The sequence below is a fragment of the Paenibacillus sp. LjRoot56 genome (assembly GCF_964253335.1).
Classification (GTDB): domain Bacteria; phylum Bacillota; class Bacilli; order Paenibacillales; family NBRC-103111; genus Paenibacillus_E; species Paenibacillus_E allorhizoplanae.
This window is the reverse complement of the sequence record NZ_CAXURV020000001.1, coordinates 1,138,930-1,164,287: the sequence shown is the minus strand read 5'-3', so window position 1 is coordinate 1,164,287 and position 25,358 is coordinate 1,138,930. Positions and strand designations below refer to the sequence as shown.

Annotated in this window: 22 protein-coding genes and 1 riboswitch; of the genes, 8 read left to right on the top strand and 14 right to left on the bottom strand. The window is 46.1% G+C overall.

Going from position 1 to position 25,358, the window contains the following annotated elements:
• Positions 1 to 33: 33 nt before the first annotated feature.
• A complete protein-coding gene (locus ACSQ8O_RS05295; protein ID WP_436240728.1) occupies positions 34 to 2,235 on the bottom strand; it encodes an ATP-binding protein in 2,202 nt (733 codons plus the stop codon).
• Between the two features lie 154 nt (positions 2,236 to 2,389).
• On the opposite strand from ACSQ8O_RS05295, the gene ACSQ8O_RS05290 reads away from it, so the two are divergent.
• Positions 2,390 to 3,502, top strand: coding sequence for a GGDEF domain-containing protein (locus tag ACSQ8O_RS05290; RefSeq protein ID WP_436240727.1), 1,113 nt, complete (start codon positions 2,390 to 2,392; stop codon positions 3,500 to 3,502).
• 130 nt (positions 3,503 to 3,632) lie between these two features.
• Positions 3,633 to 4,280 (top strand): SOS response-associated peptidase, encoded by a 648-nt coding sequence (locus tag ACSQ8O_RS05285; RefSeq protein WP_436240726.1) that lies wholly within the window; start codon positions 3,633 to 3,635, stop codon positions 4,278 to 4,280.
• Positions 4,281 to 4,428: 148 nt separating this feature from the next.
• On the opposite strand, the gene ACSQ8O_RS05280 is transcribed toward ACSQ8O_RS05285, so the two are convergent.
• From ACSQ8O_RS05280 to ACSQ8O_RS05270, 3 genes are all read right to left on the bottom strand, one after another.
• Positions 4,429 to 4,851, bottom strand: coding sequence for a DUF1284 domain-containing protein (locus tag ACSQ8O_RS05280; RefSeq protein ID WP_436240725.1), 423 nt, complete (start codon positions 4,849 to 4,851; stop codon positions 4,429 to 4,431).
• Complete coding sequence (locus ACSQ8O_RS05275; RefSeq protein WP_436240724.1) at positions 4,848 to 5,429, bottom strand: NUDIX domain-containing protein; 582 nt, start codon at positions 5,427 to 5,429, stop codon at positions 4,848 to 4,850. The genes ACSQ8O_RS05280 and ACSQ8O_RS05275 overlap by 4 nt, the downstream gene beginning before the upstream one ends.
• Positions 5,430 to 5,626: 197 nt before the next feature.
• Positions 5,627 to 6,406 carry a sporulation protein gene (locus tag ACSQ8O_RS05270; RefSeq protein WP_436240723.1) on the bottom strand — a complete coding sequence of 260 codons (780 nt, stop codon included), beginning with the start codon at positions 6,404 to 6,406 and terminating at the stop codon, positions 5,627 to 5,629.
• A 290-nt stretch (positions 6,407 to 6,696) separates the two neighbouring features.
• Between ACSQ8O_RS05270 and ACSQ8O_RS05265 the strand changes: the two genes are divergently transcribed.
• The 3 genes from ACSQ8O_RS05265 (at position 6,697) to ACSQ8O_RS05255 (ending at position 8,499) form a co-directional block, all read left to right on the top strand.
• The gene (locus tag ACSQ8O_RS05265) at positions 6,697 to 7,068 is read left to right on the top strand and encodes an iron chaperone (protein WP_056612204.1); all 372 of its coding nucleotides are present in this window, start codon (positions 6,697 to 6,699) and stop codon (positions 7,066 to 7,068) included.
• A 178-nt stretch (positions 7,069 to 7,246) separates the two neighbouring features.
• Positions 7,247 to 7,567, top strand: coding sequence for a transposase (locus tag ACSQ8O_RS05260; RefSeq protein ID WP_436240722.1), 321 nt, complete (start codon positions 7,247 to 7,249; stop codon positions 7,565 to 7,567).
• 11 nt (positions 7,568 to 7,578) lie between these two features.
• Positions 7,579 to 8,499 carry an IS3 family transposase gene (locus ACSQ8O_RS05255; RefSeq protein ID WP_436241947.1) on the top strand — a complete coding sequence of 307 codons (921 nt, stop codon included), beginning with the start codon at positions 7,579 to 7,581 and terminating at the stop codon, positions 8,497 to 8,499.
• 339 nt (positions 8,500 to 8,838) lie between these two features.
• On the opposite strand, the gene ACSQ8O_RS05250 is transcribed toward ACSQ8O_RS05255, so the two are convergent.
• Positions 8,839 to 10,251 (bottom strand): hypothetical protein, encoded by a 1,413-nt coding sequence (locus ACSQ8O_RS05250; RefSeq protein ID WP_436240721.1) that lies wholly within the window; start codon positions 10,249 to 10,251, stop codon positions 8,839 to 8,841.
• A gap of 150 nt (positions 10,252 to 10,401) precedes the next feature.
• On the opposite strand from ACSQ8O_RS05250, the gene ACSQ8O_RS05245 reads away from it, so the two are divergent.
• Entirely contained in the window at positions 10,402 to 10,617 is a 216-nt protein-coding gene (locus tag ACSQ8O_RS05245) for a hypothetical protein (RefSeq protein ID WP_056612196.1), read from the top strand.
• Positions 10,618 to 10,677: 60 nt separating this feature from the next.
• Here the strand turns inward: ACSQ8O_RS05245 and ACSQ8O_RS05240 are convergent, their stop codons facing one another.
• The 5 genes from ACSQ8O_RS05240 to ACSQ8O_RS05220 form a co-directional block, all read right to left on the bottom strand.
• Entirely contained in the window at positions 10,678 to 11,757 is a 1,080-nt protein-coding gene (locus ACSQ8O_RS05240) for a polysaccharide deacetylase family protein (protein ID WP_436240720.1), read from the bottom strand.
• Between the two features lie 94 nt (positions 11,758 to 11,851).
• Positions 11,852 to 12,823 (bottom strand): polysaccharide deacetylase family protein, encoded by a 972-nt coding sequence (locus ACSQ8O_RS05235; RefSeq protein WP_436240719.1) that lies wholly within the window; start codon positions 12,821 to 12,823, stop codon positions 11,852 to 11,854.
• 29 nt (positions 12,824 to 12,852) lie between these two features.
• Positions 12,853 to 13,113 (bottom strand): YqkE family protein, encoded by a 261-nt coding sequence (locus ACSQ8O_RS05230; RefSeq protein ID WP_056612190.1) that lies wholly within the window; start codon positions 13,111 to 13,113, stop codon positions 12,853 to 12,855.
• 45 nt (positions 13,114 to 13,158) lie between these two features.
• Entirely contained in the window at positions 13,159 to 14,994 is a 1,836-nt protein-coding gene (locus ACSQ8O_RS05225) for an APC family permease (protein ID WP_236289863.1), read from the bottom strand.
• A gap of 100 nt (positions 14,995 to 15,094) precedes the next feature.
• A riboswitch (cyclic di-AMP (ydaO/yuaA leader) is annotated at positions 15,095 to 15,245 on the bottom strand.
• A 645-nt stretch (positions 15,246 to 15,890) separates the two neighbouring features.
• Positions 15,891 to 16,559, bottom strand: coding sequence for a hypothetical protein (locus ACSQ8O_RS05220; protein ID WP_436240718.1), 669 nt, complete (start codon positions 16,557 to 16,559; stop codon positions 15,891 to 15,893).
• A gap of 300 nt (positions 16,560 to 16,859) precedes the next feature.
• On the opposite strand from ACSQ8O_RS05220, the gene ACSQ8O_RS05215 reads away from it, so the two are divergent.
• Positions 16,860 to 18,302, top strand: a complete 1,443-nt coding sequence (locus tag ACSQ8O_RS05215) for an MFS transporter (RefSeq protein ID WP_436240717.1) — start codon at positions 16,860 to 16,862, stop codon at positions 18,300 to 18,302.
• A 55-nt stretch (positions 18,303 to 18,357) separates the two neighbouring features.
• On the opposite strand, the gene ACSQ8O_RS05210 is transcribed toward ACSQ8O_RS05215, so the two are convergent.
• From ACSQ8O_RS05210 to ACSQ8O_RS05195, 4 genes are read right to left on the bottom strand one after another with little or no spacing between them, the layout of a single operon-like run.
• Positions 18,358 to 19,215, bottom strand: a complete 858-nt coding sequence (locus ACSQ8O_RS05210) for an MBL fold metallo-hydrolase (protein ID WP_436240716.1) — start codon at positions 19,213 to 19,215, stop codon at positions 18,358 to 18,360.
• 26 nt (positions 19,216 to 19,241) lie between these two features.
• The gene (locus ACSQ8O_RS05205; RefSeq protein WP_436240715.1) at positions 19,242 to 20,882 is read right to left on the bottom strand and encodes a hypothetical protein; all 1,641 of its coding nucleotides are present in this window, start codon (positions 20,880 to 20,882) and stop codon (positions 19,242 to 19,244) included.
• Between the two features lie 33 nt (positions 20,883 to 20,915).
• Positions 20,916 to 21,818, bottom strand: a complete 903-nt coding sequence (locus ACSQ8O_RS05200) for a carbohydrate ABC transporter permease (protein ID WP_436240714.1) — start codon at positions 21,816 to 21,818, stop codon at positions 20,916 to 20,918.
• 14 nt (positions 21,819 to 21,832) lie between these two features.
• A complete protein-coding gene (locus tag ACSQ8O_RS05195) occupies positions 21,833 to 22,780 on the bottom strand; it encodes an ABC transporter permease (RefSeq protein ID WP_436238862.1) in 948 nt (315 codons plus the stop codon).
• A 270-nt stretch (positions 22,781 to 23,050) separates the two neighbouring features.
• Between ACSQ8O_RS05195 and ACSQ8O_RS05190 the strand changes: the two genes are divergently transcribed.
• Entirely contained in the window at positions 23,051 to 25,342 is a 2,292-nt protein-coding gene (locus tag ACSQ8O_RS05190) for a helix-turn-helix transcriptional regulator (RefSeq protein WP_436240713.1), read from the top strand.
• Positions 25,343 to 25,358: the final 16 nt, after the last annotated feature.

Below are 25,358 nucleotides of genomic sequence, written 5' to 3'. Positions count from 1 at the left end.
ACAAAATTGTAAGATCGTCCTTTGCGTACTGTTCTAGTAATCCTCCCACTCCTGTCGAGCGAGGATTTTACCCGATTTCTGCAGCTCATGCCGAATGGATTTGATAATATGCTGCATTCGGATGGATTCACCCGCTTCCGCTGCCAAAAATGCAGAAGAGAGCACAACATTCTTGATGTTCCCTCCTGCAATCTCGTATCGCTGTGCGAGATATTTGAAATCAACATCATGGCTAAGCGGTGCAGCTGGCGGAAACATCGACTGCCAAATTTTCTCTCGATATTCACTATCCGGAAATGGAAATTTAATGACATAATTGATCCGCCTCAGAAAGGCCTCATCAATGTTATTTAATAGATTAGTAGCGAGCACTGTGATACCTTGATACTCTTCCATTTTTTGAAGCAAATAAGCCGTTTCAATATTCGCGTACTTATCGTGTGAATCCTTCACTTCGGAACGCTTACCGAAAAGCGCATCCGTCTCGTCGAAGAACAGCACCGCGTTGCTCAACTGCGCTTCTTCGAAGATTTCGTGTAAATTCTTCTCGGTTTCACCGATGTATTTGCTGATCACCTGCGAGAGGTCAACCTTATACAACTCAAGCTGCAGATCGCCGGCTACGACCTGTGCCGACATCGTCTTCCCGGTACCCGGCGGACCTGCGAAGAGCATGCTAAGCCCTTTGCCGTAGGCCAGCTTCTTCTCGAAGCCCCAATCGTTGTACACGACGCCGCGATACTTCACTTGGTTACACGCGTTGCGGAGCTGATCCTTCTGCTCGGGTGGGAGGATCACATCCCCAAACCCATAGCGAGGCTCAATGCGCGTCGCTTTGCGCTCCAGCTTGTGTTGCACCTGCTGGTAGCACGCCTTATACAGCGCGTCGCTGCGCAGCGCGCCCGAAGTACCAGCGCTGGCAGCTGCATCCTGCCAGTTCGAGTACCCGCGCGCCAGCGAGAGCGCACGGCGTATTTGTCCCGGGGTGAAGCGGAATTTCCCGCTCATCACCCGATAGTCCACATCCGCGCCGGCGCCAATCTCCTGCGCAAATGCCTGCCAAAGGCGCTCGCGCCCGCCTTCGTCAGGCACGGTAAGTTCATGCTCAAGGAGCAGGCGCTCCTTGGGCTTCCAGCTTAGCCGGTTGAATCGCCCGGCTAAGAGAAAGATCATGCCGCCATAGCCGTCGAGCAGCTCATGGAACCGCCCGAGCCGCTGCTGCGCAGCCAGGTCTGGCTCTGCGGGGTAAAGCACCTCCAGCCGCGTGAAACACAGGATGGCTTGGTGAAGAATCGCTTCGCGTATAATAACGCTAATCTGATCATCAAAGCTCGCCGCATGCAGCTGCACATCAGCAAGATCTACCAACAACAGCGGCTTATGGAAGGAGCGGCTGAGATGCTTCACCTGCAGCTTTTTGCCAGAACCAGCATTCCCCCAGAGATGGAAGGCAAGCCGTTTGCGTTCAGCTGCTGGCGCTTGATACATGTCCGTAATGAATCCGCGTAATCGCTGTTGGAAATCTTCTTGCACAAGCAAGGGTGAGATCTCATCATCCGGGTAGATAATCTCGACAGCTGGCTTGAGTTTCGGATCTAGCTCGCCTGAATCCAGCAGGAAGGTCACAATCCGTTTATCTAGCTGCAAGGGTCTGGATAACAGCGTCTGACTACTGACAACCAATGTGTCTGGGTGCAGCACATAACGAGCCAATCGACCGTCAGGTGCCATAAAGGTCGTACGAGCAGCCCTCATGTCCTCCGGACTTGAACAAGCAATTTGCAGCGCTAAGCTAATATTTGGTGTTTTGCTAGTTAAGTCGTCTAATAGAAAGCCAAAAATCCGCTCATATTTTCGATCTAATTCCACGGCAAGCCCCAGCATAACGATGCGTTCTTCTACAGATGAGAAACCGAAAACGGTCGATAAATAGGCCAACGGCAGAAATGTGCCCCCCTTGCGGCTTTCTGCAAGGCGACTTACAATGGCACTCTCTAGCTGCTCTATCATACGGAGTACGTCTTGCTCATCCTCATCAATCTCTTCTTCACTGCCAAATCCGCCAATGAGACGAATAAATTCATCCTCCGATACAAACATCCCGCGGAATGAATCCGTTTGCGGATCAGGTGTAAGCTTTTGACGACGCTTATAGAGAAGTTCTAGCTTCTTATCTAGCAGTTGAAGCTCATCCTTATAATGTTCCCATGTATGCACATACCCTAGAGCTGTCATAGGCCTCCCCAATGACTATATAATTTTTTTTCAAAACGAATCGATTAACATCATTAATAGCTTGCCTAAAGAGGGGGTTATTCTTTACAATATCAGGATAAGGCACAAATCATTTCGATACCGACTGCCCTGAAAGGAAAGTGGCCACCTTCTGATGGAACAATTTCCAGCACATGATCCAACTTGGAATCGAAAGCTCATTCTAACGTTATGGTGGATCCTCATCATTTATGAAGTAGCTGCTACGATTGCTCTAAGCTTTGAAATTAATGAGCAGCCGTCGAATTGGTTTAATAGCTTTATGCGTTTTCAGCTTTTCCCTACGATATTACAGCTTCTTCTTATGGGTTTAGGCTATTTGTCGATGCACTATTTGAAGAACTATAGTGAGTTTATCATGATCATATGGACTATGACTATGGTTAGTCTATTCATCCTTTGTATTCCTGAAATGACAAGTAGTTTTGAGCTTCTTTGCATGCCAATTTTGTTAGCCTCGGTTTATTTTCATAAAAAATATGTGATTTTCGCCTACAGTCTAGGTGTTGCTTGTTTATTGATTCTATTGTCTATACAGGTCTTACAAGGACAAACAACGAACCCTTACGAAGTTATCGCCTCGCTTACCATCTTGACGTCAACTTTCATTCTTTGTTTTACCGTTATGAGTCGTGGACTCGACCTGCTTGCCAAGCTTAAACACTCCGTCATACGTGAGCAAGATTTGCTGATTCGCAACGTCATGATTGATCGTCTTTCCAAGGTTGATGCGCTTACCGAATTGTTTAATCACCGTTCTTTTCAAGAGCATACAGACCACCTCATTTCGCATATGCCCCATGATACACCTCTGGAGCTTGCCTTAATGGACATCGATAATTTCAAGCTTATTAATGATAATTATGGTCATTGGGTTGGGGATGTAGTGCTCAAAACGATCGGCTCTATTCTTAAAGAAGTGCTTGGACCAGATGATATGTCCTTTCGTTATGGCGGCGAGGAGTTTGCCGTATTATTCGTAGGCAAATCGCAACAAGATGTGCTTGCCATTTGCGAAGAAATCATGGAGTCCGTACGTGATACGGTCATTCCTGAAATGCCGGAGCAGAGACTGACGATGAGTATTGGACTCGCGACCTATAATCGAAATACGATGAAAAAGGCATGGTTCCAGCTTGTCGACGAATGCTTGTACACCGCCAAACGCAACGGTAAGAACCGGATACATGTCCATGCTGCCGATATTCAAATGCCAATAGCTGAATAACCCTTACAACCAGGAGCAGAATGCTTCTGGTTTTTTCATATGGAGTTGCCGTGGAAAAAAGTGTTAAGTCTCATACATGAATTGGTTGCTTTAGGAAAACACTAACCAAAATCAAAATGAGGTGATAATCATGTGTCATTCTATAGCCGTTCTGGCTGATGTTCACGAAGTTATGAAGCAATTCCGCGTCGATCGGCTCTTATCCTACAGTTCCAATCGGTATGAGGTGCGCCCAACTGAATCTGTATCTGCCGTGATGATCAATCGTAAGGGAGAACGTATATTAGATGAATTCCGCTGGGGTTTGATGCCTTTCTGGGCGAAGGATGCTGTATGCGGTGATCGCAATTCCATTTTCTCCAATATCGTGTTCGAGCGCATCGTCAAAAAACAACGTTGTGTCATCCCCTGCAGCAGTTTCTACGTGGGGCGAACGGAAGGTAAGGAGACGGAGTGGATTCGTTTTAAAATGCGGAGCGGCACGTTCGGCATTGCTGGGCTGTACGACATTTGGCAAGCCCCTTCAGGGGGAGAAGAGCTTCGCACGTGCATGATGCTTATGACGGAATCCAACTCGGTTGTCTCGCCGTACCACGCAAGCATGCCAGCTATTCTTGATGAGGAACAGATGGAGAAGTGGCTGCAGCCTGACCAGAAGGATAGTCGCCAGTTAAGATCTTATCTACAACCCATCGATGAGATGCGGATGGTCGCAAACATTCTCTCTTCCCCAGCTGAGAAGCTGGAAATAGGCTCGGATGTCAGTATTTTTGTATGAAAAAAACTTCTATCGAAGTATTCCGAAGATGTGCGACCGCGTTTTACATGTAGTTTTTATCGCCAATAAGAATTCGTTCTTCCGAGTTCCGGAATTTTATAAATTCTTATGTGGAGAAAAAAGGACCTGCGCTTACGCGCTGGTCCTTTTATTTCTTCGGAACAGGCGGCAATACGCCGCCTTCCCCTATGATGCGAACGCCATCTGCACAAACGCCGTATGGCTCCCAACGGCATGTCGCGCAGAGATTGCTGATATCTGTCGGCTTTACTTCAAGAGCAACTTGACCGCAAATCGTGGACCAGGTCCGCTCCATCCCAACCTCCAAGCCGAGCTTGGCAACAATCTCGGCATCTCGCTGGTACACCGTCCGGTTCTCGCAATGTGCAACTTGATCCTGAGGAAATGCAGCGCACAGATCATCAGGTCCGAGCACAATGCGAATCATCGTCTCAGGCTCTGTGCGCAGCTGCTCATAGACCGTCGTCATATTTTCACAAAACGCTGGCGAATACCCCATTCCTCGGTAGCCTAACAAACAGAGCAAGTGATGTCCGCGAAGTTGGATCATATGTTGTTAACCTTTGGCACACGGTACAATCCGTATCCAGCCATCGGAATGGCAGGTTCTTTATCCTCAATAAGACCGTCCCCTTTGGAATGTAAGGCGACATCAATGAGCCACTTCGTGAAATCAGCCACTGGCATAGAAGCCATTTCTTCGAGGCTATAAAAGCCTGCCGCATCTACCTCGACACCATCCGGCTGAGGGGTTCCGCTAATGTAGGACATTTCGAAGGCAATGTACACATTATGTATGCTTCTCGGCAGATCACGTACAGCAACCAGTCGTGAGACTGATGCTTCGACGCTGGTTTCTTCCAATACTTCTCGCACAATCGTATCTTGAATCAATTCATGCTGCTCAATATAGCCACCAGGGTTCGTCCAGCGGCCTTTCCCTGGTTCTTGCGCTCTGCGCACAAGTAATATTTTCTCATCCTTCATCACAAGCGCTCCGACACCGATGCTGTAATTGCCCCAATGAACAAATCTACATTCTGGCGCTGTGCAGGCCCGTCTCTCCGTTCCATCCACATCACGTGTCTCCATGGCAGCTCCGCAGCTACTACAAAATTTGACTTCCATCTGTCTCAGCTCCCTTGGTCATTCATCGTCTAATCATCTATATGCAAGGATACTGCGAAAGATGGACAATAGGCAACCCTATATTGTTGGGTTTACTGGTCACTTGCTCAATCGGGAATATGAGCAGGAAAAAAGCCTCACCACAACGGGAAAGGCTTCTTAGCGTTTGTTGTGAATATTATGATGTCGATAAAATCTTATAAGTACCTACGAATCAACTCGGCTAGTTCATCAGCAACGTAGCTAGTTCCGGAATCTAGTTGATTACGGTCGAATCGCACCCTTACAAATCTTTCATCCGTACCCGTCGCTTCGGCAAATAGGCCGGTTAACCCGCGCGCCTTGCGATCGATCTGCAGCAGCAAGTCGACGCCGTCCTCGTCCGGGAAGAAGATGATTTCCAATTCATCCAGTTGGCCCCTGAATTGCATGGTAGGGACGAATTCGTATTCTTGAACGAAAGGCACTCCATTCTCTCTGCCGATAGATGGCGCATATTCACATGTCACCTCACGGAGTCGGAATCCGAGTTCATTGACAGCCTCGAGTACAACCTCGGAATGTGGATGTGGTCTTACTTGAAGCTGATCTTGATCCTTCGGATCAATCGCTTCTTTAATATCAAGTCCCGTTTGAATCCACACAGGGGTTCTTCCCAAAGTCGCTGGCGTATTGTTAGGGAGCTGGAACGAGACTGGTAACTCATAGACCTGTTCCGCCTCAACGGTAAATTCCCCAGTAAGTTGGAACTTAGCCACAGGAGCTTCTATTTGCGTCTTCGTATCGTTCTGCTCCTTCAGGTAACGCGTCATAACGAAGGCGTACACATCAGTGATTTGCTGATCCACGCGCCCCCCTTGAATTCTGACGACGCCACTGATTATTTCCCCGGCATTCACCGTATCTTGATGGAGCATGAGATCTACTTGGGCCGCGCCGATCCCGACGCTCGCGAGCATGCGCTTGTATATGGACATGTGTAAATTTCCTCCTTGTCATTCATATACTCATGATACGATTTGATGCCCAAGTGGTTTCATATGTTTAAGACAAAAATGGTTGCAACTGGATAATTCATCCTTTTCAACTGCCGTGACTAGGGGCTTGTAATTCCGTTTTGTGGTATCCTAATGACATCTATTCCTTTGTCATACTTGCCAACTGCTCCTCAAGACGATCCATCGTTTGTTCAGAAGAAATCAATGATGATTTAATCGATTTTGGGCTTAATAATAGGAATATGCATGTCAATTTAGGAGGGAATACCATGGAAGTTTTTGCAGAGTTTTTAGGGCGTATCGATAACCCACAACATCGGGATCGAACGGAAGAAGTTTTGACTTGGGTATCTGAGAAGTTCCCGAATTTAGAGCCAAAAATCGCATGGAATCAGCCTATGTTTACCGACCACGGCACATTTATTATTGGGTTTAGCGTAGCCAAACCTCATTTGGCTATTGCCCCTGAAAAAGCTGGCATTCTTCAGTTCGCGGATGATATTGTACAAGCTGGCTACGATCACACGAAGGAGTTGGTGCGTATCAAGTGGAATAGTCCGGTTGATTATTCATTACTTGAGAAAATGATCGCGTTTAATGTGGCGGATAAGGCAGAGTGTTCCACTTTTTGGCGGAAATAGTATCATTCTACATTTACTAAGTGCCAGCTTAGCTATGGTCAAAGATGTGAATAGGCATCTTTTTTCGGAGCAAACGGTGGAGTAAAGACGAATTGATGCGAAAACTCCTAGGCCCCCTAAAGAAACTGGAGTCTTCCTACCCATTTTATTAAAATAGGGATAAGGGAGATGATCCGGTATGGGAAAAAGGTTGAACCAAGAAGAACGTCTTAAAATTGTTAAAGAAGCATTGGCTGGAGTTAAGGTTGGGGTGTTAGCCCGCATGTACGACATTCATCCAGAAACTATCCGGGAGTGGATTAGGGAGCATCGTGATTCCATTCCACAAGAAGAAATACCTAAGGCTGACGAGCATTTACAGGAACTTCAAAGGCTACAAAAAGTTGAAGAACGCTATGAAAAGGCCTGTAAGGTGCTTGGTGAAAAGGAACTAGAAATTGAGATTTTACGTGAGCTGCTAAAAAAGAAGAACCCCGCTTATCTGAAAAATTTGAAGTAGCAGACCTATTTATTAAGCGGGGAAATCCAACTGCAAAGGTTCTGCGCATACTTGGATTGTCAGAATCCACCTACTATGATCGGAAAAAGCGAGCTGCACAATTGGAACCAAAAAGCCCGGAAGTTGCTGTAATGGGGCGTCCAGTGCCTGGCTATTCGCTTACGGAATCGGGGGATACGGTTAGTGACGAACAGATCAAAGAGTGGCTGCTCGAACTCCTTGAAGGCGAAGAACATGTCTACGGCTATAAGCTTCTAGCACAATGTGTTCGCAACCAACGTGGTGTGATACTGAACAAAAAGAAGTCGTATCGCTTGTGTAAAGAGCTAGGAATCCTTCAAAAACAACGCAAAAGGATCCAAACACATCCTCGCAGATTAGCGAAAAACAGATCCATTACGGGGCACAACCAGCTCTGGCAAATGGATATTAAGTATGGTTATGTCATTGGACAGGAACGTTTCTTTTATGTACTCAGTATTATTGATGTGTTCGACCGCGTCGTCGTTGGACAATACAAGGGTCGGGTATGTGAAGCCAAACATGCCGTCCAAACACTGTGGAACGCGTTACAGAACCGGACAACAGCAAATGAAACGTTACCCGTCGTTCGAACGGACAACGGGCCACAATTCATTAGCAAGTTATTTCAAGACACCTGCGAGAGCCTTGATCTAGTCCATGAGCGCATACCGCCACGAACCCCGAACTTGAATGCCTTCATCGAGTCTTTCCATAGCCTGCTAGAACGCGATCTCTTCAGTCAAAGAGATTTCATGACCTTTGATGAAGCGTATAAGGGGCTCGACGACTATATGGACTTTTACAACAATCGTAAGATGCACGGTAGTTTGAAGTTAATGCCACCAAGGAAGTTTTCGGAATGGGTAAAGACGCTCGACGACTCATCAGCATTTCATAATTCCATGTAAACGCTCGAAATAAAGAGTATTTCTAAGAATGAGCAAAGACTGTAGGCTAAGACTCCGGATTAAAGGGGCCTAGCCGAAAAGGCAACCTTTTGGAGCGAAAGATGCTATTTTGCCAAATGATGGCAGAAATTATTGCCTTTTTGCACGCATTTCAGATAGAGCGGTTAATTGGATATAAAAGGTTGTATTATTGCATTTCTCATGTGTCACAGCTGTATGCACGACGCGAACTAGGGTGATTTAGAGCCTTTGGGCCTGAGGTTTTTAAAAAAAAGAGCCCTCCGCCACATACATGGCTTCGGGCCCTTCCCTTCGTGCGTTTCCTTCTCCGCCCGCTACTTAAACCAAAAACATCGCCACGATCGTTGTCACCGCTAAGCCGATGAGCACGGGCTTCAGATTCCGTCGCGCGAGCTCGAACGGACTCACGCCGCAGATCGCTGCGGCTGGAATGAGCGCCCACGGGATCAAGGTACCGCCGCCGACCCATATGGCGGCTACTTGCCCGAGCGCGGTCAGCACCGCTGCGCCGGAGCCAATGGCGGTCGCGAACAGCTGCGCGATGGAGCCCGCCAAGGAAATACCCGAGAAGCCGGAACCATCGAGGCCGGTAATAGCGCCGACGACGGTTAACGTCACGGCACCAATGGCTCCATTAAGCGGCACGACACCTGCGAGTGCCACGCCTAGGTCGTTCACGATACCGTGTGAACCTTCTGGCAATATTTTGCCGAAAAGATCCGTGATCGCGGAGTCACCTAGATAGAAGAAGGCCGCAATCGGAATGACGGGACCGAAGACTTTGAAGCCGAACACAAAGCCTTCTATTAAATAGGAAGTGATCTTCTCCACGCCCGCATTTCGGTGAGCGATTAAGGTGACTGCGATTAAGATAAACACCGCGGTACCACCCACGAGAGCGGTTGCATCACCGCCTTGCAAATTCAAGACGAACATCGCAATAACATCTAGAGCGAACAGCACAGGAATTACGATAGCTAGCGTCCGCTTTAAGCGCTCTCCGATCAGCAATTTGCTTTCTTCGTCAACAGGAACAAGTCCGCCGCTTTCCTCTAAACGGCTATCGACGAGCCCGCTGCGCCATTTGCCGTTCTTCATATCTCGCCGCATCAGCCAAAAAGCTGTAATCGTCGTAACAAGTCCCATCACAATGACGAGCGGAATGCTCGCTTCCATGACAGAAGCAACTGGCAAACCAGCTGCATCCGCTGTCAATTTGGGAGCCCCTTGAATAATGTAATCCCCCGATAGCGCAATCCCATGTCCGAAGAGGTTCATCGCCATCGCGGCACCGAGTGCCGGCAAGCCAACGCGAACAGCGACGGGCAACAGCACAGCACCAATCAGCGCAACCCCAGGTGAAGGCCAAAAAAACCAGGATGTCACCATCATAATGATGCCGATACCCCAGAAGGCTAACGCTGGCGTTCTCAGAAATTTGGTCAGCGGCGCCACCATCGTTTCATTAATCCCCGTGCGAATTAAGACGCGGCTCATGGCCACGATAATGGAGATGATCATAATCGTCCCCATTAACTCTTTGGTTGCATAAATAAAGCTGTTAAACACACCCGATACAGAGCCGCTCAACGTTTCCGTCGCTAACAACCCTAGTGTAAAAATCCCCACCACACAAATCATCGTCGTATCTCTACGTTTTACAAGAAGCGTAAGAATGAAACCAATAAACACTAAATAGACCCAATGAATCGGTAAAAGTTGAATATCCATCCTGCACCACACACCCTCTCAGCCCAAGCAGCAATTGGTGCTACATTCTATGCTCGGCTAGGCGTAGGCGTTCGTCTAAATTCGGGCATTTTGCCACCTTGTGGTACAATAGAAAGAACTATTTTAATGAGGTAAGGGGATCATACATTCATGGCAAGGAATCAACGTTTACATACGGATTCAGATTTTCAGGAGGTCATTGACCGACAGGGTGTTGTTCGGATTTTTAAAGATGACCATATTGTCGATTCCAATGCGGTTGTTCTACGTTTCAGTGATACGACAGTCGTTGTGCAAACGCGCGTCAGCGATTTGACCTATTATGATCGGGCGGCTTGCGAGTTTTTTGAGATGAAAAAAAGATAGGATACTGTTGGCGAACAAAAAAGAAGCCGCTTCAATGCGGCTCCCAGCTATAGTTTCACTTTACTTTTTATGATACAACTTCATTCGCCACATCAAATCATCTTCTGACATATACGCCGTGCCTGCATGGATTCTATAAATCTCATTGCTTCCTTTGCTATTGATCCCCTCTTTGGTCGTAAAGAAAAGTTCAATGCCCAAATCCTTTCCTACCCCAATGACCGTTTCATTATAGGCACCAAAAGGAAAGGCAAGTAGACGATACTGTGGTCCTAACTGTTCCTCGATACGGTTTTCAGCCTTTAACAGATCGAGTTTAATTCTCTTTCGATACTCATCGTCGGTTTCAACTCTTTTTTCATTTTCCAAATAAATGGGATTTGTAAGCATTGGCATAAGTGTATTCCCAGAACCCGCCTTTACTTTGTCATGATGATCGTACGTATGAGAGTAAAAACTCATCCCGTTCTGCTTCATTTCTCTCATCTGATCCCATGTTAGGCGAGGTGCCTTAGGATGATCTATGGAGTCAACAACAATAAATTTAGTAGCATGGAAACCAAAGTTCAGTAATTCAGGATACGCGTAGGTATAAAAGGATTCATAACCATCATCAAACGTGATTACAACCGCGTTTTGGGGAACCGTAGCCTCACTCTTCATGAAATGCAGAAAATGTTCCATGGAGATGACATTGTAATCTTCTTTCTTTAACCTTTGCAGGTGACTTTTGAATCTTTTTGGAGAAATTGTAATTCCGTTTTCTTTTTCATCAATGTGATGATAGGTCAGTACAATGACTTTGTCGGTATAATGAACCTTTTGTTTACTATAATCTGCTTGATCAAAAGCTAGCGCATTTACTTGACGCTGCCCCTGTTGTTGTTGCGTTTCGAGTTCTAGTTGCTGTACGACTGGCTTAACCTCTTGTTTTACCTCTTTTATTACAACTGGTTCTGCAAACTGTTCATAAGAAGGCGTACGCTGTTCTTCGCTTATTACTTGTTCTGGACTCATAGTCTGCTCCAAGGACTTCGGCGAAGTTGCAGGTATGACTAAATAGAGGCAAAATAAAAAGCTAGAAAACAAAAGAACAGTAAACGCCAAATTCGTTGGATTTTGCAAATTCAGTCTATTCATGCTGACAACAACCCCGTAGATGAGATGATAATAAATTACGAAGATAGTATCATGAAAACGCTTTCTTGTAAACTATTTATTACATTACTTCCTCCTACAATCCGGTCAGATCCATAGAGGCAAGCTGTACGAAATGGAAGCCCGCTTGTCGTAGCGTCGGTATCGCTTTGATGACACCCTCGGCGGTATCCTTCTCGGGATGATTCATGTGCGCAAGGACGATAGACCCGCTCGGAGCCTTCGATATGGCGTTGTACACTTGCTCCGTGTTATACGTCGCTCCCGCATCGCCAAGCACGGAGTATCCCGCTAGCTCGAACCCTAAATCATGCGCAACAGCTACCGCAATCTCATCGTAAAATGCCGTACCCGAACGGAAAAATAAGGGCCTTTTCCCCGTCAACTTCTCTATCTGGTCCGCATTATCATTCATTTCATGAATAACTTCTTTGACGTTCTTCGTACCCGCAATACCGTAGGCTGGCTTGCCTGTTACAGATAAGGGGCGGTGTTCGGTGCCATGATTTTCGATCTCAAACAAAGGGTTCGATGCCAGATCTTGAAAGGTAGACGGATTCGCAGCTATCCATCTTGCATTGATGAATAACGTAGCTGGAATCTGCTCCTGAATCAAATACTGGATCAACTTCTCATCATAGCCACTGCCTTCCTTCCCGCCGCAGGCATCAAAGGTGAGGGCAATTACTTTGTCCTTCGTATGTAAGCGTGTTTTCACACCGGGGACACGTTCTCCCCACTTCGTTGGACTCACAGAGGCATAACGGGCGATCAATGATTGTTCCACCGACGCGAAGGCTGGGACTGCCTCAGGTTCTTTTGCTGGCTCATTTGTTAGACTACCGGGGGATGAATGGGACGATGTCGTCGGTTCAGGTGACGCTGTTGGGATGCTCACAGGTGTCGTTATCGTTGTGCTCATTGGTGAGGCAATCGATGGTTCAGCGGTCGTTAGCGGGGGTGTCATTCCTGCAGATGCAACCGCCTTTTCCACACCCTCAGCACTCGGCTCCACCCCACATCCTGCAAGCGCTATCATCGCACTCATATAGAAAAGGAGGCACATCGTGCGCCCCCTCATTTATGTTTCCGCCAATCTAATTTACTTTTCTCCAGCTGATAGGCAAAATCGTTCTCAAGACGCTTCTCTTCCGCCTTGCGAGCCGCTTCTACCCTAGCTCTCTCTGCGTCCTTCTTCGCTTGCTCTTCCGCTTTCATCGCGTCAGCCTGGGCTTTGAGCCCTTCCAGTATTTCCGGACGCAGCAGATCCTTCAGCGTTGCAGGTTTATCTTGCACGCTAGCCGCAGCTGGCGTAATTTTTGCTTTCTTTTTCACCATAATAAGGTCACCTCGTCTACAAGTTCTACCTATTATTGTACACCTCTATTGGTGTAAATGATACGGCACTGTTGCAACAACGATATCCTTATCGGCTTGAAGCTTCGAACGAATCCGCGCCGCAGATTGATTATGGAGCAGACGGTGCCACCATTTCTTCGGCATGAATTGCGGGAGAATAACCATGATCGATTGCTTCTCTGACACGTGCGTGTCGATGCGATCAATAAATTCAGCCAGCGGCTTCAGAATCGTTCTGTATCGTGATTTGAACACAACGAGTCGAACACCTGGATCCCAGATCTGCCACTTCTCCTGCATCGATTCTTCGTCCTCATCCGAGAAGGATACATAGAACGCGATGACGTTAGGCGAGAGCGATTTGGCATAGTTCAGGGTTTGCTCTACAGCTTTGTGAATTCCTGCTACAGGCACGATAATGACCGGCTCTTTGGTGCACACACGGTCTTGTGTGATGTCAATCCGCAGCTGTTTGGCTACGTCGTCGTAATGGTGACTGATTTTCGTAATGAGCCAGAGGAGTATCGGTGTAATGATAATAACAATCCAAGCACCCTCGCTAAACTTGGTAACTGAGAAAATGATAAGAACTGCAAGGGAGACGATACCGCCCAGGCCGTTAATGATCACCTTCCCGATCCAGCCAGATACGCGCTCTTTGAGCCATTTACGAACCAACCCCGTTTGAGCAAGTGTAAAAGATAAAAATACGCCAATCGCATAAAGCGGAATAAGTGCATCGGTTTTACCTTTAAAGCCAATCAATAGCAGGCTGGCTAAAACGCCTAGCGTAATAATGCCATAGTGATACGAAAGTCGATCCCCACGGAAGGAAAACATGCGCGGGAAGTTTTTGTCTTGGGCCATGATGGACGCCAAGATCGGGAAGCCATTAAAGCTTGTATTTGCAGCTAACACCAAGATTAGCATTGTCGCGATTTGCGTCGCGTAATACATAACTCCTCGGCCAAAAGCTTGTTCCGTCACCATCGAAAGAACCGATGTATGACCGTTATGATCCGGTGCCACGCCATAACCTAAGGCAATCAACGTTACACCACCGAAGACGATGGCCAACAGGCCACCTAACGAGAGAAGTGTTCGTTTGGCATTTTTGACAGATGGCGTTCTGAAATGCGGTACGGCATCAGAGATCGCCTCGATCCCCGTTACAGCTGAACAACCGGACGAGAATGCTTTGAGAAGTACGAATAAGGTTAATGAGTTCGTTGCTGCGCTTGGTGCGAATTCGATCGCATGCGTATTCATAGATCCTGTCAGTAAATCAAAAATACCTTTACCCACTAACAATAGGATACAAAGAATGAAAAAGTACGTTGGAATCGCGAATACCGTTCCTGATTCGGAGGTACCTCGCAAATTCAACCAGACCATAATCCAAACTAGTAAAATGGTCAGCGGAACAATGTACGGTACAGCCGATGGAAAAGCAGACGTAATTGCCTGAACACCAGCCGATATCGAAACGGCTACGGTTAAGGTATAGTCGATTAGCAGAGAGACACCAGTAAGACGTCCCCACACCATGCCTAAATTTTCTTTCGTCACCATATAAGCGCCGCCGCCCATCGGGTACGCTTCGATTACCTGTCTATAGCTCAACACGAGCAGTAGAATCAAAGCGATAATCGAAACCGCAATCGGCAACGAGAAGGCAAACGCAGCAACCCCTACTGTCGCGAGCTCTAACAGAATTTGCTCCGTCCCATAGGATACGGATGATAAGGCATCTGACGACAAGATAGGGAGGGCTTTCCAGACTGGCATTTTCTCCGACTCAATCTCACTCGACTTTAGCGGCTTACCGAACACAATTTTTTTCAATGAATCACTTGTCATTTCGCAGTTGTTCCTCCAATTAAAGCTAATTTCACTCATCTCATTTGAAAAATGGACGCAAAAAAACACAAGGATAGACCTTGTGTTTTAAACACATGTTCTCCTTTCTCACGTTCGCTTACGAGGTTAGCTGCCGGGTTCGGGCCGCGAGAAATCTGCCCTAAAAGGTACTCGTATCCGTACCATTATTCACCCCATGTTACTCGTGGTTCCCCCGCTTTTCTTAAAAGAAAATTAAGCGAAATATTCAACTGTTCATGTACGTGTTGAATACTACTCTCTTCTACCAACATAGTAAAGGAGGGAAAAAACGTAAAAAGCTCTATCCGACCTCACGTTTCACCCAATAATTCGCTTACAATTACCTGATTCGTTGATTATCTTCCATTCTCGTAGGTAATCGTGGTATTTTGACTAAATAGCAAGGTTGCAATCCACAAAGTTGCTAGTTCATGCGAATATTCCGTTGGATGATGAGAATTTTCACTTTAGGGCACTGCCATGGTAGCGTGGTTGAAAGGAGTTCCTTTTACCACTGGCTCGCACCAAAGTTAGTCGGTTTCACCGACTAACTTCTCTCCTATTACCGCTGCTGCACGTGAGATAGTCGGTTTCACCGACTATCTTCACTCTAATTGCCACTGCTGCGCCAGAGTTAGTCGGTTTCACCGACTAACTTCACTCTAATTGCCACTGCTGCGCCAGAGTTAGTCGGTTTCAACGACTAACTTCTCTCTAATTGCCACTGCTGCGCCAGAGTTAGTCGGTTTCACCGACTAACTTCTCTTCAATTGCCACTGTTGCACACAAGTTAGTCGGTTCCACCGACTAACTTCTCTCTAATTGCCACTGCTGCACCACGTGAGTTAGTCGGTTTCACCGACTAACTTCACTCCTCAGTTTCTACCATGCAAAAGGGCCACCGCCTTTTCAGTAAACATGAACTTATGGCTTCTGGTTAACCCACCACCAATGGGTAGAACGAATCCTTTCCCTTCTAACTTGCGTAAAATTTTTCCGCATGCCTCTCTTTTAAGCTGTAACCACTGGCTTACTTCCTTCAATTGAAACGGCTTATTACATATTAAAGCAAACCTCAAAACCTCCCGCTCATACACCGGTAGCTCGAGCATTCCAGCCCCCTGCGCATTGCCGAATCGGCCAATCCATTCATACAGGTTTCTTTGGCAGAAACTCGACTTTTTCTCAAGCTCATCTCGGCTATACGGAAAGTATGTGTACCCAAGCATCGCAACACTTCGCGCTCGTGCCCTTTCGAATGAGAAGCGGTCTCTTGTAATTTTCTCAGCGTGCGTAACGAAGCTGTCTTCCTCGAATACGATTCGCAGTTTGGGATGACATACGTCCCCATAAATCTTCACCCCTGACAAACTTATCATTTCGAATTCAAGTTCCAAACCTTCAAACGTCCCCATTACAGGCAAAACTACCTCCTCCAAAAGTTTCTTCGTTCCCGTCAAATCCCTGCGTAGCATGTCCAGTCTCTGACCTTGTGCTTGTCGAATTTGCTCATTCCAATAGATCTCATACTCCTTCTCGAACACGTCTACCGCCTCCTAAAAAAATAAAACGCCGCCAACTCCTACAAACAGGAGCTAGCGGCGTGTGCTTCACGCTTTATATGATTAGTATCTTCACAATACCAAACTCTCGAACACTTCGCAAACAAACTTACATTTCCTCCCAACAAATATGATTTGAGAAAACCTAAGGCTCAGCCACCGTGATCCATGACATATCGGCATTTCCCTTAGAAGTTAATCCACGTTCAATTCATTGACACACCCTACCCGCCATGATAAACTGTCACAAAATATATTATAGTTCAGATCGGAAGGTGTACCATGTCAGACAACGCAACCTCTTCAGCTCAAGGAACAACACACGCTCAACCTGAGATGCCTGGCCGCTTACGAGAAACGCCTGTCTCCTGGTTGCTCTGCTTTACGATTGTACTTGTCATCATGAACACGATGATGTTCAATCTGGCTCTGCCCAAGATTTCCGTACAATTTGAACTCAGCCCCTCAACGGCGTCGTGGATTGTTACGGGGTATTCGATCATTTTCGCCATCGCCTCGATCACCTACAGCCGCTTATCCGACTTCGTGCCTATTCGCAGGCTCTACGTCATTGCGCTGCTTTCACTAGGTGGAGCCTCCATTCTAGGATTGTTCACGGACAGTTTCGGATTATTGCTGCTTACAAGGCTGATTCAAGCATCTGGCGCAGGCGCGATTCCCTCACTGGGTATCGTTTTCGTAACTCGCTACATTCCGTTGTCTCGTAGAGGCAGAGCCATGTCGCTCATCCTTTCCGCGGCTTCACTTGGCTTGGGACTAGGTCCCGTCGCTGGCGGATCCATCGTTCAGTACTTGGGATGGCATTTCCTATTCGTCATTACAGGGGTAACGCTGCTGCTTATTCCTATTTTCCTTATCCTGCTTCCAAAAGAAAAACCAGAAAGCGGATCATTCGATTTCATCGGTGCCCTGCTGCTCGGAATCGGGACGACAGGGTTGCTGCTCTTCCTTACGTCTAAGAGTCTGATCGCACTTCTAGCAGGCGTCGTTGCGATTGCCTTATTCGCTCTGCGCATTCGCCGAGCCTCACAACCGTTCGTGCTGCCTGCTCTGTTCGGCGACAGACCCTATATGGCGCTCAGCGCAATCGGCGTGTCATCCTATATGATCAGCTTTGGCTTCTTGTTCCTTGCGCCTCAGATGCTTGCACGAGTTTTCGGCTTAGCTCCACTCACTTCGGGTCTGTTACTCTTCCCAGGTGCGCTACTGGCGATGCTGGTGTCGAATCGTGTTGGACGTATCATTGACCGCTATGGGAACACAGCACTACTTCGTTACGTGCCATGGTTAATGCTACTCTCTACCGTTCTGTTGGCCCTGACTGCAAGCTATTCCTATTACTGGATTGCTGCACTCTACATCCTGGTCAGCATCAGCTTTACGACACTTTCCAGCGCTGTATCCAATGAGCTCTCCCGGCAATTAACCACAGATCGCATCGGCTCAGGCATGGGCTTGTTCCAATTGCTGCAATTTTTCAGCGGCGCATTCGCCGTCGCGCTCTCGGGGAGCGCACTCGTTTGGCAGAAATCACTGCCGCTCGAACGTGCTTTTGACAACCTCATCTGGGGGATGGCGGTGGTTGCGCTTTTAACGATAGGAAGCTCGATCTTATACAGGAATTATGCAAAAAAGAGGCTTACTGAGCATTCGGTAACAGAAACGGTAGGAAAAACGGGAATTCCTAAGACCGCAGTTGAATAAATGTTTGTTCCACAAAAAAGAGCGACCTCCGTATGATGGAGGTCGCTCTTTCCGTTTAAATGATCATGCCATCCCATGCGACCGTAATCGGGCATGGGTATTGCTGTTCCTGAATCCAGCCTACTAGATCTGCATGTGTAGAGGTAAAGTGGTTAATATGCGTAAGATAAATGCGAGAGTTGGCATGCAAAGTCCCTTGCGCTACCAGTTTGCGAAATAATTCCATACAGCTAAAGGCGTCCAAATGGCCGTTTGGATGGAGGCCCCGGCCGTTGGTCAACCCGAAGGTGCATTCACTTATCAACACATCCAGTGAAGCATTCTCCAGCTCCTTGAATGTCTCTGGCAAGTACCAGCCTGTATCTACGCCGTAGTAAAGCTTCTGACCTTCCTCGTTCTGAATCAGATAGTTCGCACAGCTTTCCCCCATATTGCCGATGTGATTCCCGCGAAGTGGCGTTACTTTCATACCACAAATGGTAACGGATTGGTTAAACTCAAGCTTATGGAAAGCCACTACGCCGCGCGCTTCCAAATCGGAGGTCATGCCTTTCATGATCGGTCGGCTTTGACGATAGAATTCCACGATTTCGTAGGCTTGATCTGTAAAGTAGAAATGCAGCGGCTCCTTCAATCGTTCTATCGACATATTTCTAACATTCATCATCATATAGTTGAAATGGTCTTCATGAGTATGGCTCACTAAGACATGCCGAAGCTTGGTAAAGTCGCCATATTCGATTGCTTGTTGAAAAGAATCCGCGCCTAAATCAATACACATTTGCTCATTGATTCGGAACATCGAACGTCGGCGTATCTCTGCCCCTCCTACCTTGCGCGCATGGCTACAAACGGAACAGAAGCAGAATGGATTCGGTATTCCTTCGGCTGCGCTTGTACCGTAAAACCTCATTGTTAGTCCCTCCTTCTATACGCTGATTACTTCTGATTCCAGCGGTCATACGCTGCTTGATAGATCGCCAGATATTTATCGAGCTGCATTTTATTTAACGTGCTTACATATTTATCCCATTCGCTGAGCGGTTTAGCGCCAGTAATAAATTTAACAATATTCTCATCTGCATAAGCTTCGATATCCGTTGCATACGAGCTTAATTCGATATTCTCTTTTTCGGTAAAAGTAGGAATCATCAATTTCGCGTCAGGCACTAAGTTTGGACGAATGACATCTTTATTCGCAATCATTTCTGGAAGAACAGCAGCACTTTGATCAACCTTTTGCGTCACGCGCTGTGGAATACCGCCACCTTGGAAAATCGTATATTCGGAGAGCGCCTCATCCACCGTAAGTCCGTTCGGATTTTTCGCGAATTCGTCCTTTAACTTATAAAATCCATCGCTGCCAATCGTATACGTCACACCTTCGATACCAAGTCTAGCCAGAGCCGTCCCTTCTTCACTTAGAAAATAATCTCCCCAGCGCAGCGTTGCTTCGGGATTCGGGTTTTTACTCGTAATAACGAATGAGCCTAGGTCCCGAACTTTCGGAGAGATACCCGTCCAATACACTTTACCGTCGATGCCTTTTAGGACAGGGTTCTGGACGTAATTATTTCGATTTTTGCCCATCCATAAATTGTTGTTGCCCTTCGCTACATAGCCGACACGCTCATCATCAACCTTCGCGATCTCCTGCTTCATATCCTGCGATAAAATTTCTTTATCGATTAAACCTTCCTGCCAGAGCTTATTAAAGAAGGTGATCATGTCTTTAAAGGTATTGTCCGTTGCGATATACCGAACTTTGCCCTTGTTATCAACATCCATGAAAGGTGCGATGATCCCGGAATTCGCTCCGAATCCCCAGCTGCCATAGAACGATTTAATAAATTGATCACCGTAGTTCTTATTGCCCTCTTTGTACCCTGAGATCGGAACTTCATCCGCTTTGCCATTCCCGTTAGGGTCCTGTTCCTTAAAAGCTTTCAACACCTTATAAAATTCGTCCGTTGTTGTCGGCATTTGAAGCCCAAGCTTGTCCAACCACTTCTTATTAATCCATGAGGAAGAAATACGTCCATCTGCTTCACTAATATTCGGAAGCGAATAAATATGGCCGTCAGCCGAAGTAATCGATTTTCGAATTCCGTCATTTTCTTTCATAAGAGCTGCCAGATTCGGCGCATATCCCGCCTCAATCAAAGGATCCAAAGGGATAATCTGACCCGCTGCTGCGTAAGAAGTAATCAATTGCGGCGACAAATTCGCCCGCATGACAAAGTCTGGCAGATCATTGGAGGCAAACATCAGATTTCTGCGCTCATCAAAGGCGTTTTGCGGTACCGTATCCCATTTAATAATGACATTCGATTTCGCTTCATAATTTTTCAAGCCTTTATGCTCGTTCCAGTCTTTGACCAGCTCATATTTGGAGACCAGCCCTTTCAATTGAACTGGCTCACTTGCAATCGGCATACCTGTCTTAGTAATGTTAGCACCTGTTTTATTCGCACCGGTTGCAACGGGCTCTGTCCCTTTATCTTTATCGCTGCAAGCACTTAGTACTGGAATCGATGTAATCAGCATGGCAGCTGTCAGTAAGACTAATTTTCTTTTCATATTCGTTAGTCATCTCCTTCATTATTAATCACATTAACCTTTAAGGGCACCAATCATCATACCTTTAACGAAATACTTCTGAAGGAATGGATATAGCATAAGAATGGGTCCGCTGGATACGATAATAACGGCATATTTGACACCTTCTGCAACTAGAAATTTGCTTGTATCCATCTCAATCGAATCCATCATCACGTTATCCGACTGATTCATCACTAGAATTTCCCGCAGGAAGAGCTGCAGTGGATAAAGCGAACGTTCCTTCAAATAAATCATCGCCTCGAAATAGGAATTCCAATGATACACGGCATAAAATAACACAAGAACAGCCATGATCGGCGCACTCAGGGGCAGCACGATGGAGAAAAACGATCTGATGTTGCCGCTGCCATCCATATAGGCCGATTCATAGAGTTGCTCATCAATATTGGTTTCCAAGAACGTTCGGGCAACAATCATATTGTATACACTGATCGCCGTTGGCAATATTAATGCCCACATCGAATTATAAAGTCCCAAATTCTTAACGAGTAGATACATCGGTATCATACCGCTGCTGAAAAACATCGTAATGGTGAAGAATATCATAAGCCCGCGACGCCATCGAAAATTTCTGCGTGACAGCGGATATGCGCCCATCATGGTCAGTGAAATATTGACTAACGTTCCTATGGTCGTATAGATCAGCGTATTTCGATAGCCAATCCATATTTCCGTATTCGTAAATACCCGTCGATAGGCTTCCACGTTGAATCCGCTCGGGATCAGTCCTATCTTGCCCGCGATCACCAGTTTGGGATCACTGAATGAGGCACTAACGACATAGATCAACGGGTAAAGCACAATTAACACAAGAATCCCGATAAGTACATAAGTAATCGCCAGAAAAATCCGATCTCCGTTAGACTCTCGAATTTTGTGGGAAACGACCTCCATGTTCACCTCTCCTTTTAGAACAGACTGCTGCTGCTATATCGTTTGGCAATCTTGTTGGCCGCAAGCAGCAAAATGATGTTGATGACATTGTTAAAGAGGCCCACAGCGGTAGAGAATCCATAATCCATATTGATTAGACCTGTCTTATAAGCATAAGTGGAAATGACCTCTGAGGTTTCCATATTCAAACTATTTTGCATAAGAAGAATACGCTCGTAGCTGAGAGTCATCATTTTCCCCATGAGCAAAATAAATTGAATGACAATGACTGGCATAATACACGGCAGATTCACATGAATCATCCGCTTCCACCGACTAGCCCCATCGATTTGCGCAGATTCATGAAGCTGGGGATCTACGGCAGCTAACGCCGCGATAAAAATAATGGAATTCCAACCGCTATTCCGCCAGATGTCAGAACCGATATAGACACCAGGAAAGTAGTCAGGACTCGTTAAAAATGGCATCGAATCGATTCCGATCATCCCCAGCAAATGATTCAAGTACCCATTTTCCCCGCCGAGAAATAAATTGATAATGCCGACAAAGACGACCGTCGAGATGAAGTACGGTGCATAAGTGATCGTCTGAAGCGTCTTCTTCAATCTCTCTTTTCTCATCTCATTGAACATAAGGGCAAGCATAATCGGAATGGGAAAACTGATCAGCGTTTTAAATAGATTGATAACCAGCGTGTTCTTAACAATGCGATAAAACTGAAATGAATTGAAAAGCCTTTCAAAGTTATCCAAACCAATCCAAGGACTGCCCATGATTCCGTGAATCGGATTGAAGCGTTTGAATGCCAGTTGTACACCATACATAGGTCCGTAGCAGAAAATAAGAAAATAAAGGACAACGGGGATAACAAAGATGAGATAATCCCAATTGTTTTGCAACCCAAACCTTTTTTTGTTAGACCTAGGTATGGGGGCATGTGCAGCCTTGGTCTTCGCAGTCATATAGCTGCCTCCTTCGTCAAACGATAGAAAAGTGGATAGCCAGAATCGGTTTCCTATGGCTCCGAGTATAAATAAATTTGGAACCCCCTACAACAATTGATAATCGGCTTTTCACAGCAAAAAATGGTTTTAGCACATAAATGGCACCCTGCATTTTTCTCAATACCTAGTCAATTTTCAGCTTTTTGCCTGCCATGAATTGATAACATAGCGCAAAATTTATATACTCGTAAGAAATCAAGACCTATTCGACCAGAGGATGTGTTTATATTGCGGAAAGCGATTCAGTCCAAGCTCTATCGAAAATTTCTTCTAGGGCACCTTCTGATTCTGGCCGTAACCGGTCTGTTATTCTTAGTGACCAATATCATTTCGCTATCAAATACCTATAATCGGCTAATGGAGAATACCCAGCGATCTATGGCCAATACGACCAGTCTGCTGGATACGCGCATTTTGGACCTTCAAAAATTGACATTAACCTTGTCACGGGATACCAAATTGCTTCCCTATCAATTACAAGAGTCCTTACAATATCCGTATGTCATTGCCGATGAACTTGAAAAGTTAAAGGCGCTGTCTGCTGATCTTGATTCCATTGGTTTGTTCTATCGAAACACAGCTTATAGCTCGCTTCAAAATACTATTTTTACGGATACGGGGATCTATACACCGGAGAGCTACAGCCGACTCGTCAGCGATAGCCGAATTTCGCCAGAAAGCTTGCAGAGCAAGTTGGAGCATCTAAGATCACCTATGCTGCTATCCTCATTGGCCAACGAAGACAATCCTGATGGGAAAGAACAAGTGTTGCTCCTCTTAGTTCCGCTTGACAGCACGCCTTACTCTAGTGGAATTATGATCTACAAACTGAACTATTCAGCTCTGTTAAGTAATTTCCAACAGACAATTGACAGTAATAGCAGCCTTATTGCCTTTGACCAATCCAACATGCCTTTTCTGTATGTAAAAGGAGCTTCTGATCTAGCCTGGGGTGAACTTGCAATAGCAGCGAAAAACTCGAAAGCACGAATCCCTGGCTATCTCTTCATGCAGGAAACGTCGTCGAAACAGAACATTCATGTGGTTAACGCCATTCGCCGTAGTGACTATTTTCACGAATATGATGTGGCACTCACGGTTTCACTAACCATATTCCTCATATCGCTTGCTTTAGGGATTGTGCTTTGTTTCAGGTCTGCACGCAAGAGTTATCAACCGATCCAAGAGTTATCTAACCGTTTCCCTACCTTGCCATCGGACAAGTTGCCGAAAGGCAATACCGATGAATTAGACCAACTTACTCGCTATATCGAGCAGATGAGAGATGAGAGCATCCATTTGTCCAATATGATGCATAATCAGGAGGTTTTAACGAGGAACCAGTTGCTGCTTGCCGTATTAATGGGGAAGTTGAACGTAGACAATACGACGCAGGATAACCGAAGCGCCTTGCATCAACTATTTGATACACGGTATACGAGCAGTGTACTTGTCATTATTTTTGATGATTACAATTCAAAGATAAGTAAAGAGCCGCTTAGTGAACAGTGGTTGATGAAATATACCATTTGCAACGTTTTGGAAAATTTATCAGGTGTACATGGCGTCAATTATGCGCTTGATTTGGCTATCGATAATGGCATTGTGGGTATTGTTTCGTGGAATAACGAATTTGCAGATCAATGGGAAGCTCGTAGTCGTGCTTTTTCCGAGCAAATCATCGCGTTCATGAATAGGCATTTTGCACTCTCGCTATCCTGTATGGTAGGAGAACCTCAACCTACGAATGACTTGCATCAATCTTTCAACTCGGCAACATCGCTTGCTGAATATCGGATTTTTGCCGGTAAACAATCCATCATCACACCTTCTGAGTGGTCTCAGCAGAAAATCGAGCATACGACGATCGATAAACAGCAAATTTCTGACTCAGCAGATGCACTCCATGCTGTGGTCTGCTCCAAGAACTCAGAGGATCTGCAACTGCTAATCCAAGAGATGGAAGAACGATTTACTCGGCTGGAGGATGCTCCAACATTCCGCCTAACGTTTCAACAAATCATTTTCACATTAAACCAACTCGTCAATAATATTCCGCTGTCCCACCGTGAAGCGATCAAATATAAACTAGAATCGCTTGCAGAATTCCAGTCCAAAACCGTTGCAGAAGCTTGCGGTAGTCTGCTTGATGCGGCACGCAGCATACAAGACAGCTTAGGCGAAGATTCAACGAATAATCGCTTATATACGTCTATGCTAGAATACGTTTCCCAGAATTATATGGACTTTAATCTCAGTCTCTCTACCGTTGCTGAAGAGTTGTCCCTTACACCATCTTATGTAACACGTTATTTCAAAAATAAAAATGGCCTTCCCTTGATGCAGTATGTCTCAAAAATTCGCATTGAAAAAGCCAAGGAGTTACTCGAAACCACCCATCTTTCTATTAAGGAAATTGTTGAACAGGTTGGGTTTGTAGACGAAAATAATTTTTCCCGAGCTTTTCGCAAACGAGAAGGTGTGTCTCCTAGCCAGTATCGATCCAATCGATATAGTTAGTGGTACAAAGGCAAAA

Excerpts from the sequence above, each read along its gene's own strand:
- ACSQ8O_RS05295 (WP_436240728.1), bottom strand. The coding sequence starts at position 2,235 with ATGACAGCTCTAGGGTATGTGCATACATGGGAACATTATAAGGATGAG.
- ACSQ8O_RS05290 (WP_436240727.1), top strand. The coding sequence starts at position 2,390 with ATGGAACAATTTCCAGCACATGATCCAACTTGGAATCGAAAGCTCATT.
- ACSQ8O_RS05285 (WP_436240726.1), top strand. The coding sequence starts at position 3,633 with ATGTGTCATTCTATAGCCGTTCTGGCTGATGTTCACGAAGTTATGAAG.
- ACSQ8O_RS05280 (WP_436240725.1), bottom strand. The coding sequence starts at position 4,851 with ATGATCCAACTTCGCGGACATCACTTGCTCTGTTTGTTAGGCTACCGA.
- ACSQ8O_RS05275 (WP_436240724.1), bottom strand. The coding sequence starts at position 5,429 with ATGGAAGTCAAATTTTGTAGTAGCTGCGGAGCTGCCATGGAGACACGT.
- ACSQ8O_RS05270 (WP_436240723.1), bottom strand. The coding sequence starts at position 6,406 with ATGTCCATATACAAGCGCATGCTCGCGAGCGTCGGGATCGGCGCGGCC.
- ACSQ8O_RS05265 (WP_056612204.1), top strand. The coding sequence starts at position 6,697 with ATGGAAGTTTTTGCAGAGTTTTTAGGGCGTATCGATAACCCACAACAT.
- ACSQ8O_RS05260 (WP_436240722.1), top strand. The coding sequence starts at position 7,247 with ATGGGAAAAAGGTTGAACCAAGAAGAACGTCTTAAAATTGTTAAAGAA.
- ACSQ8O_RS05250 (WP_436240721.1), bottom strand. The coding sequence starts at position 10,251 with ATGGATATTCAACTTTTACCGATTCATTGGGTCTATTTAGTGTTTATT.
- ACSQ8O_RS05245 (WP_056612196.1), top strand. The coding sequence starts at position 10,402 with ATGGCAAGGAATCAACGTTTACATACGGATTCAGATTTTCAGGAGGTC.
- ACSQ8O_RS05240 (WP_436240720.1), bottom strand. The coding sequence starts at position 11,757 with ATGAATAGACTGAATTTGCAAAATCCAACGAATTTGGCGTTTACTGTT.
- ACSQ8O_RS05235 (WP_436240719.1), bottom strand. The coding sequence starts at position 12,823 with ATGAGTGCGATGATAGCGCTTGCAGGATGTGGGGTGGAGCCGAGTGCT.
- ACSQ8O_RS05230 (WP_056612190.1), bottom strand. The coding sequence starts at position 13,113 with ATGGTGAAAAAGAAAGCAAAAATTACGCCAGCTGCGGCTAGCGTGCAA.
- ACSQ8O_RS05225 (WP_236289863.1), bottom strand. The coding sequence starts at position 14,994 with ATGACAAGTGATTCATTGAAAAAAATTGTGTTCGGTAAGCCGCTAAAG.
- ACSQ8O_RS05215 (WP_436240717.1), top strand. The coding sequence starts at position 16,860 with ATGTCAGACAACGCAACCTCTTCAGCTCAAGGAACAACACACGCTCAA.
- ACSQ8O_RS05210 (WP_436240716.1), bottom strand. The coding sequence starts at position 19,215 with ATGAGGTTTTACGGTACAAGCGCAGCCGAAGGAATACCGAATCCATTC.
- ACSQ8O_RS05205 (WP_436240715.1), bottom strand. The coding sequence starts at position 20,882 with ATGAAAAGAAAATTAGTCTTACTGACAGCTGCCATGCTGATTACATCG.
- ACSQ8O_RS05200 (WP_436240714.1), bottom strand. The coding sequence starts at position 21,818 with ATGGAGGTCGTTTCCCACAAAATTCGAGAGTCTAACGGAGATCGGATT.
- ACSQ8O_RS05195 (WP_436238862.1), bottom strand. The coding sequence starts at position 22,780 with ATGACTGCGAAGACCAAGGCTGCACATGCCCCCATACCTAGGTCTAAC.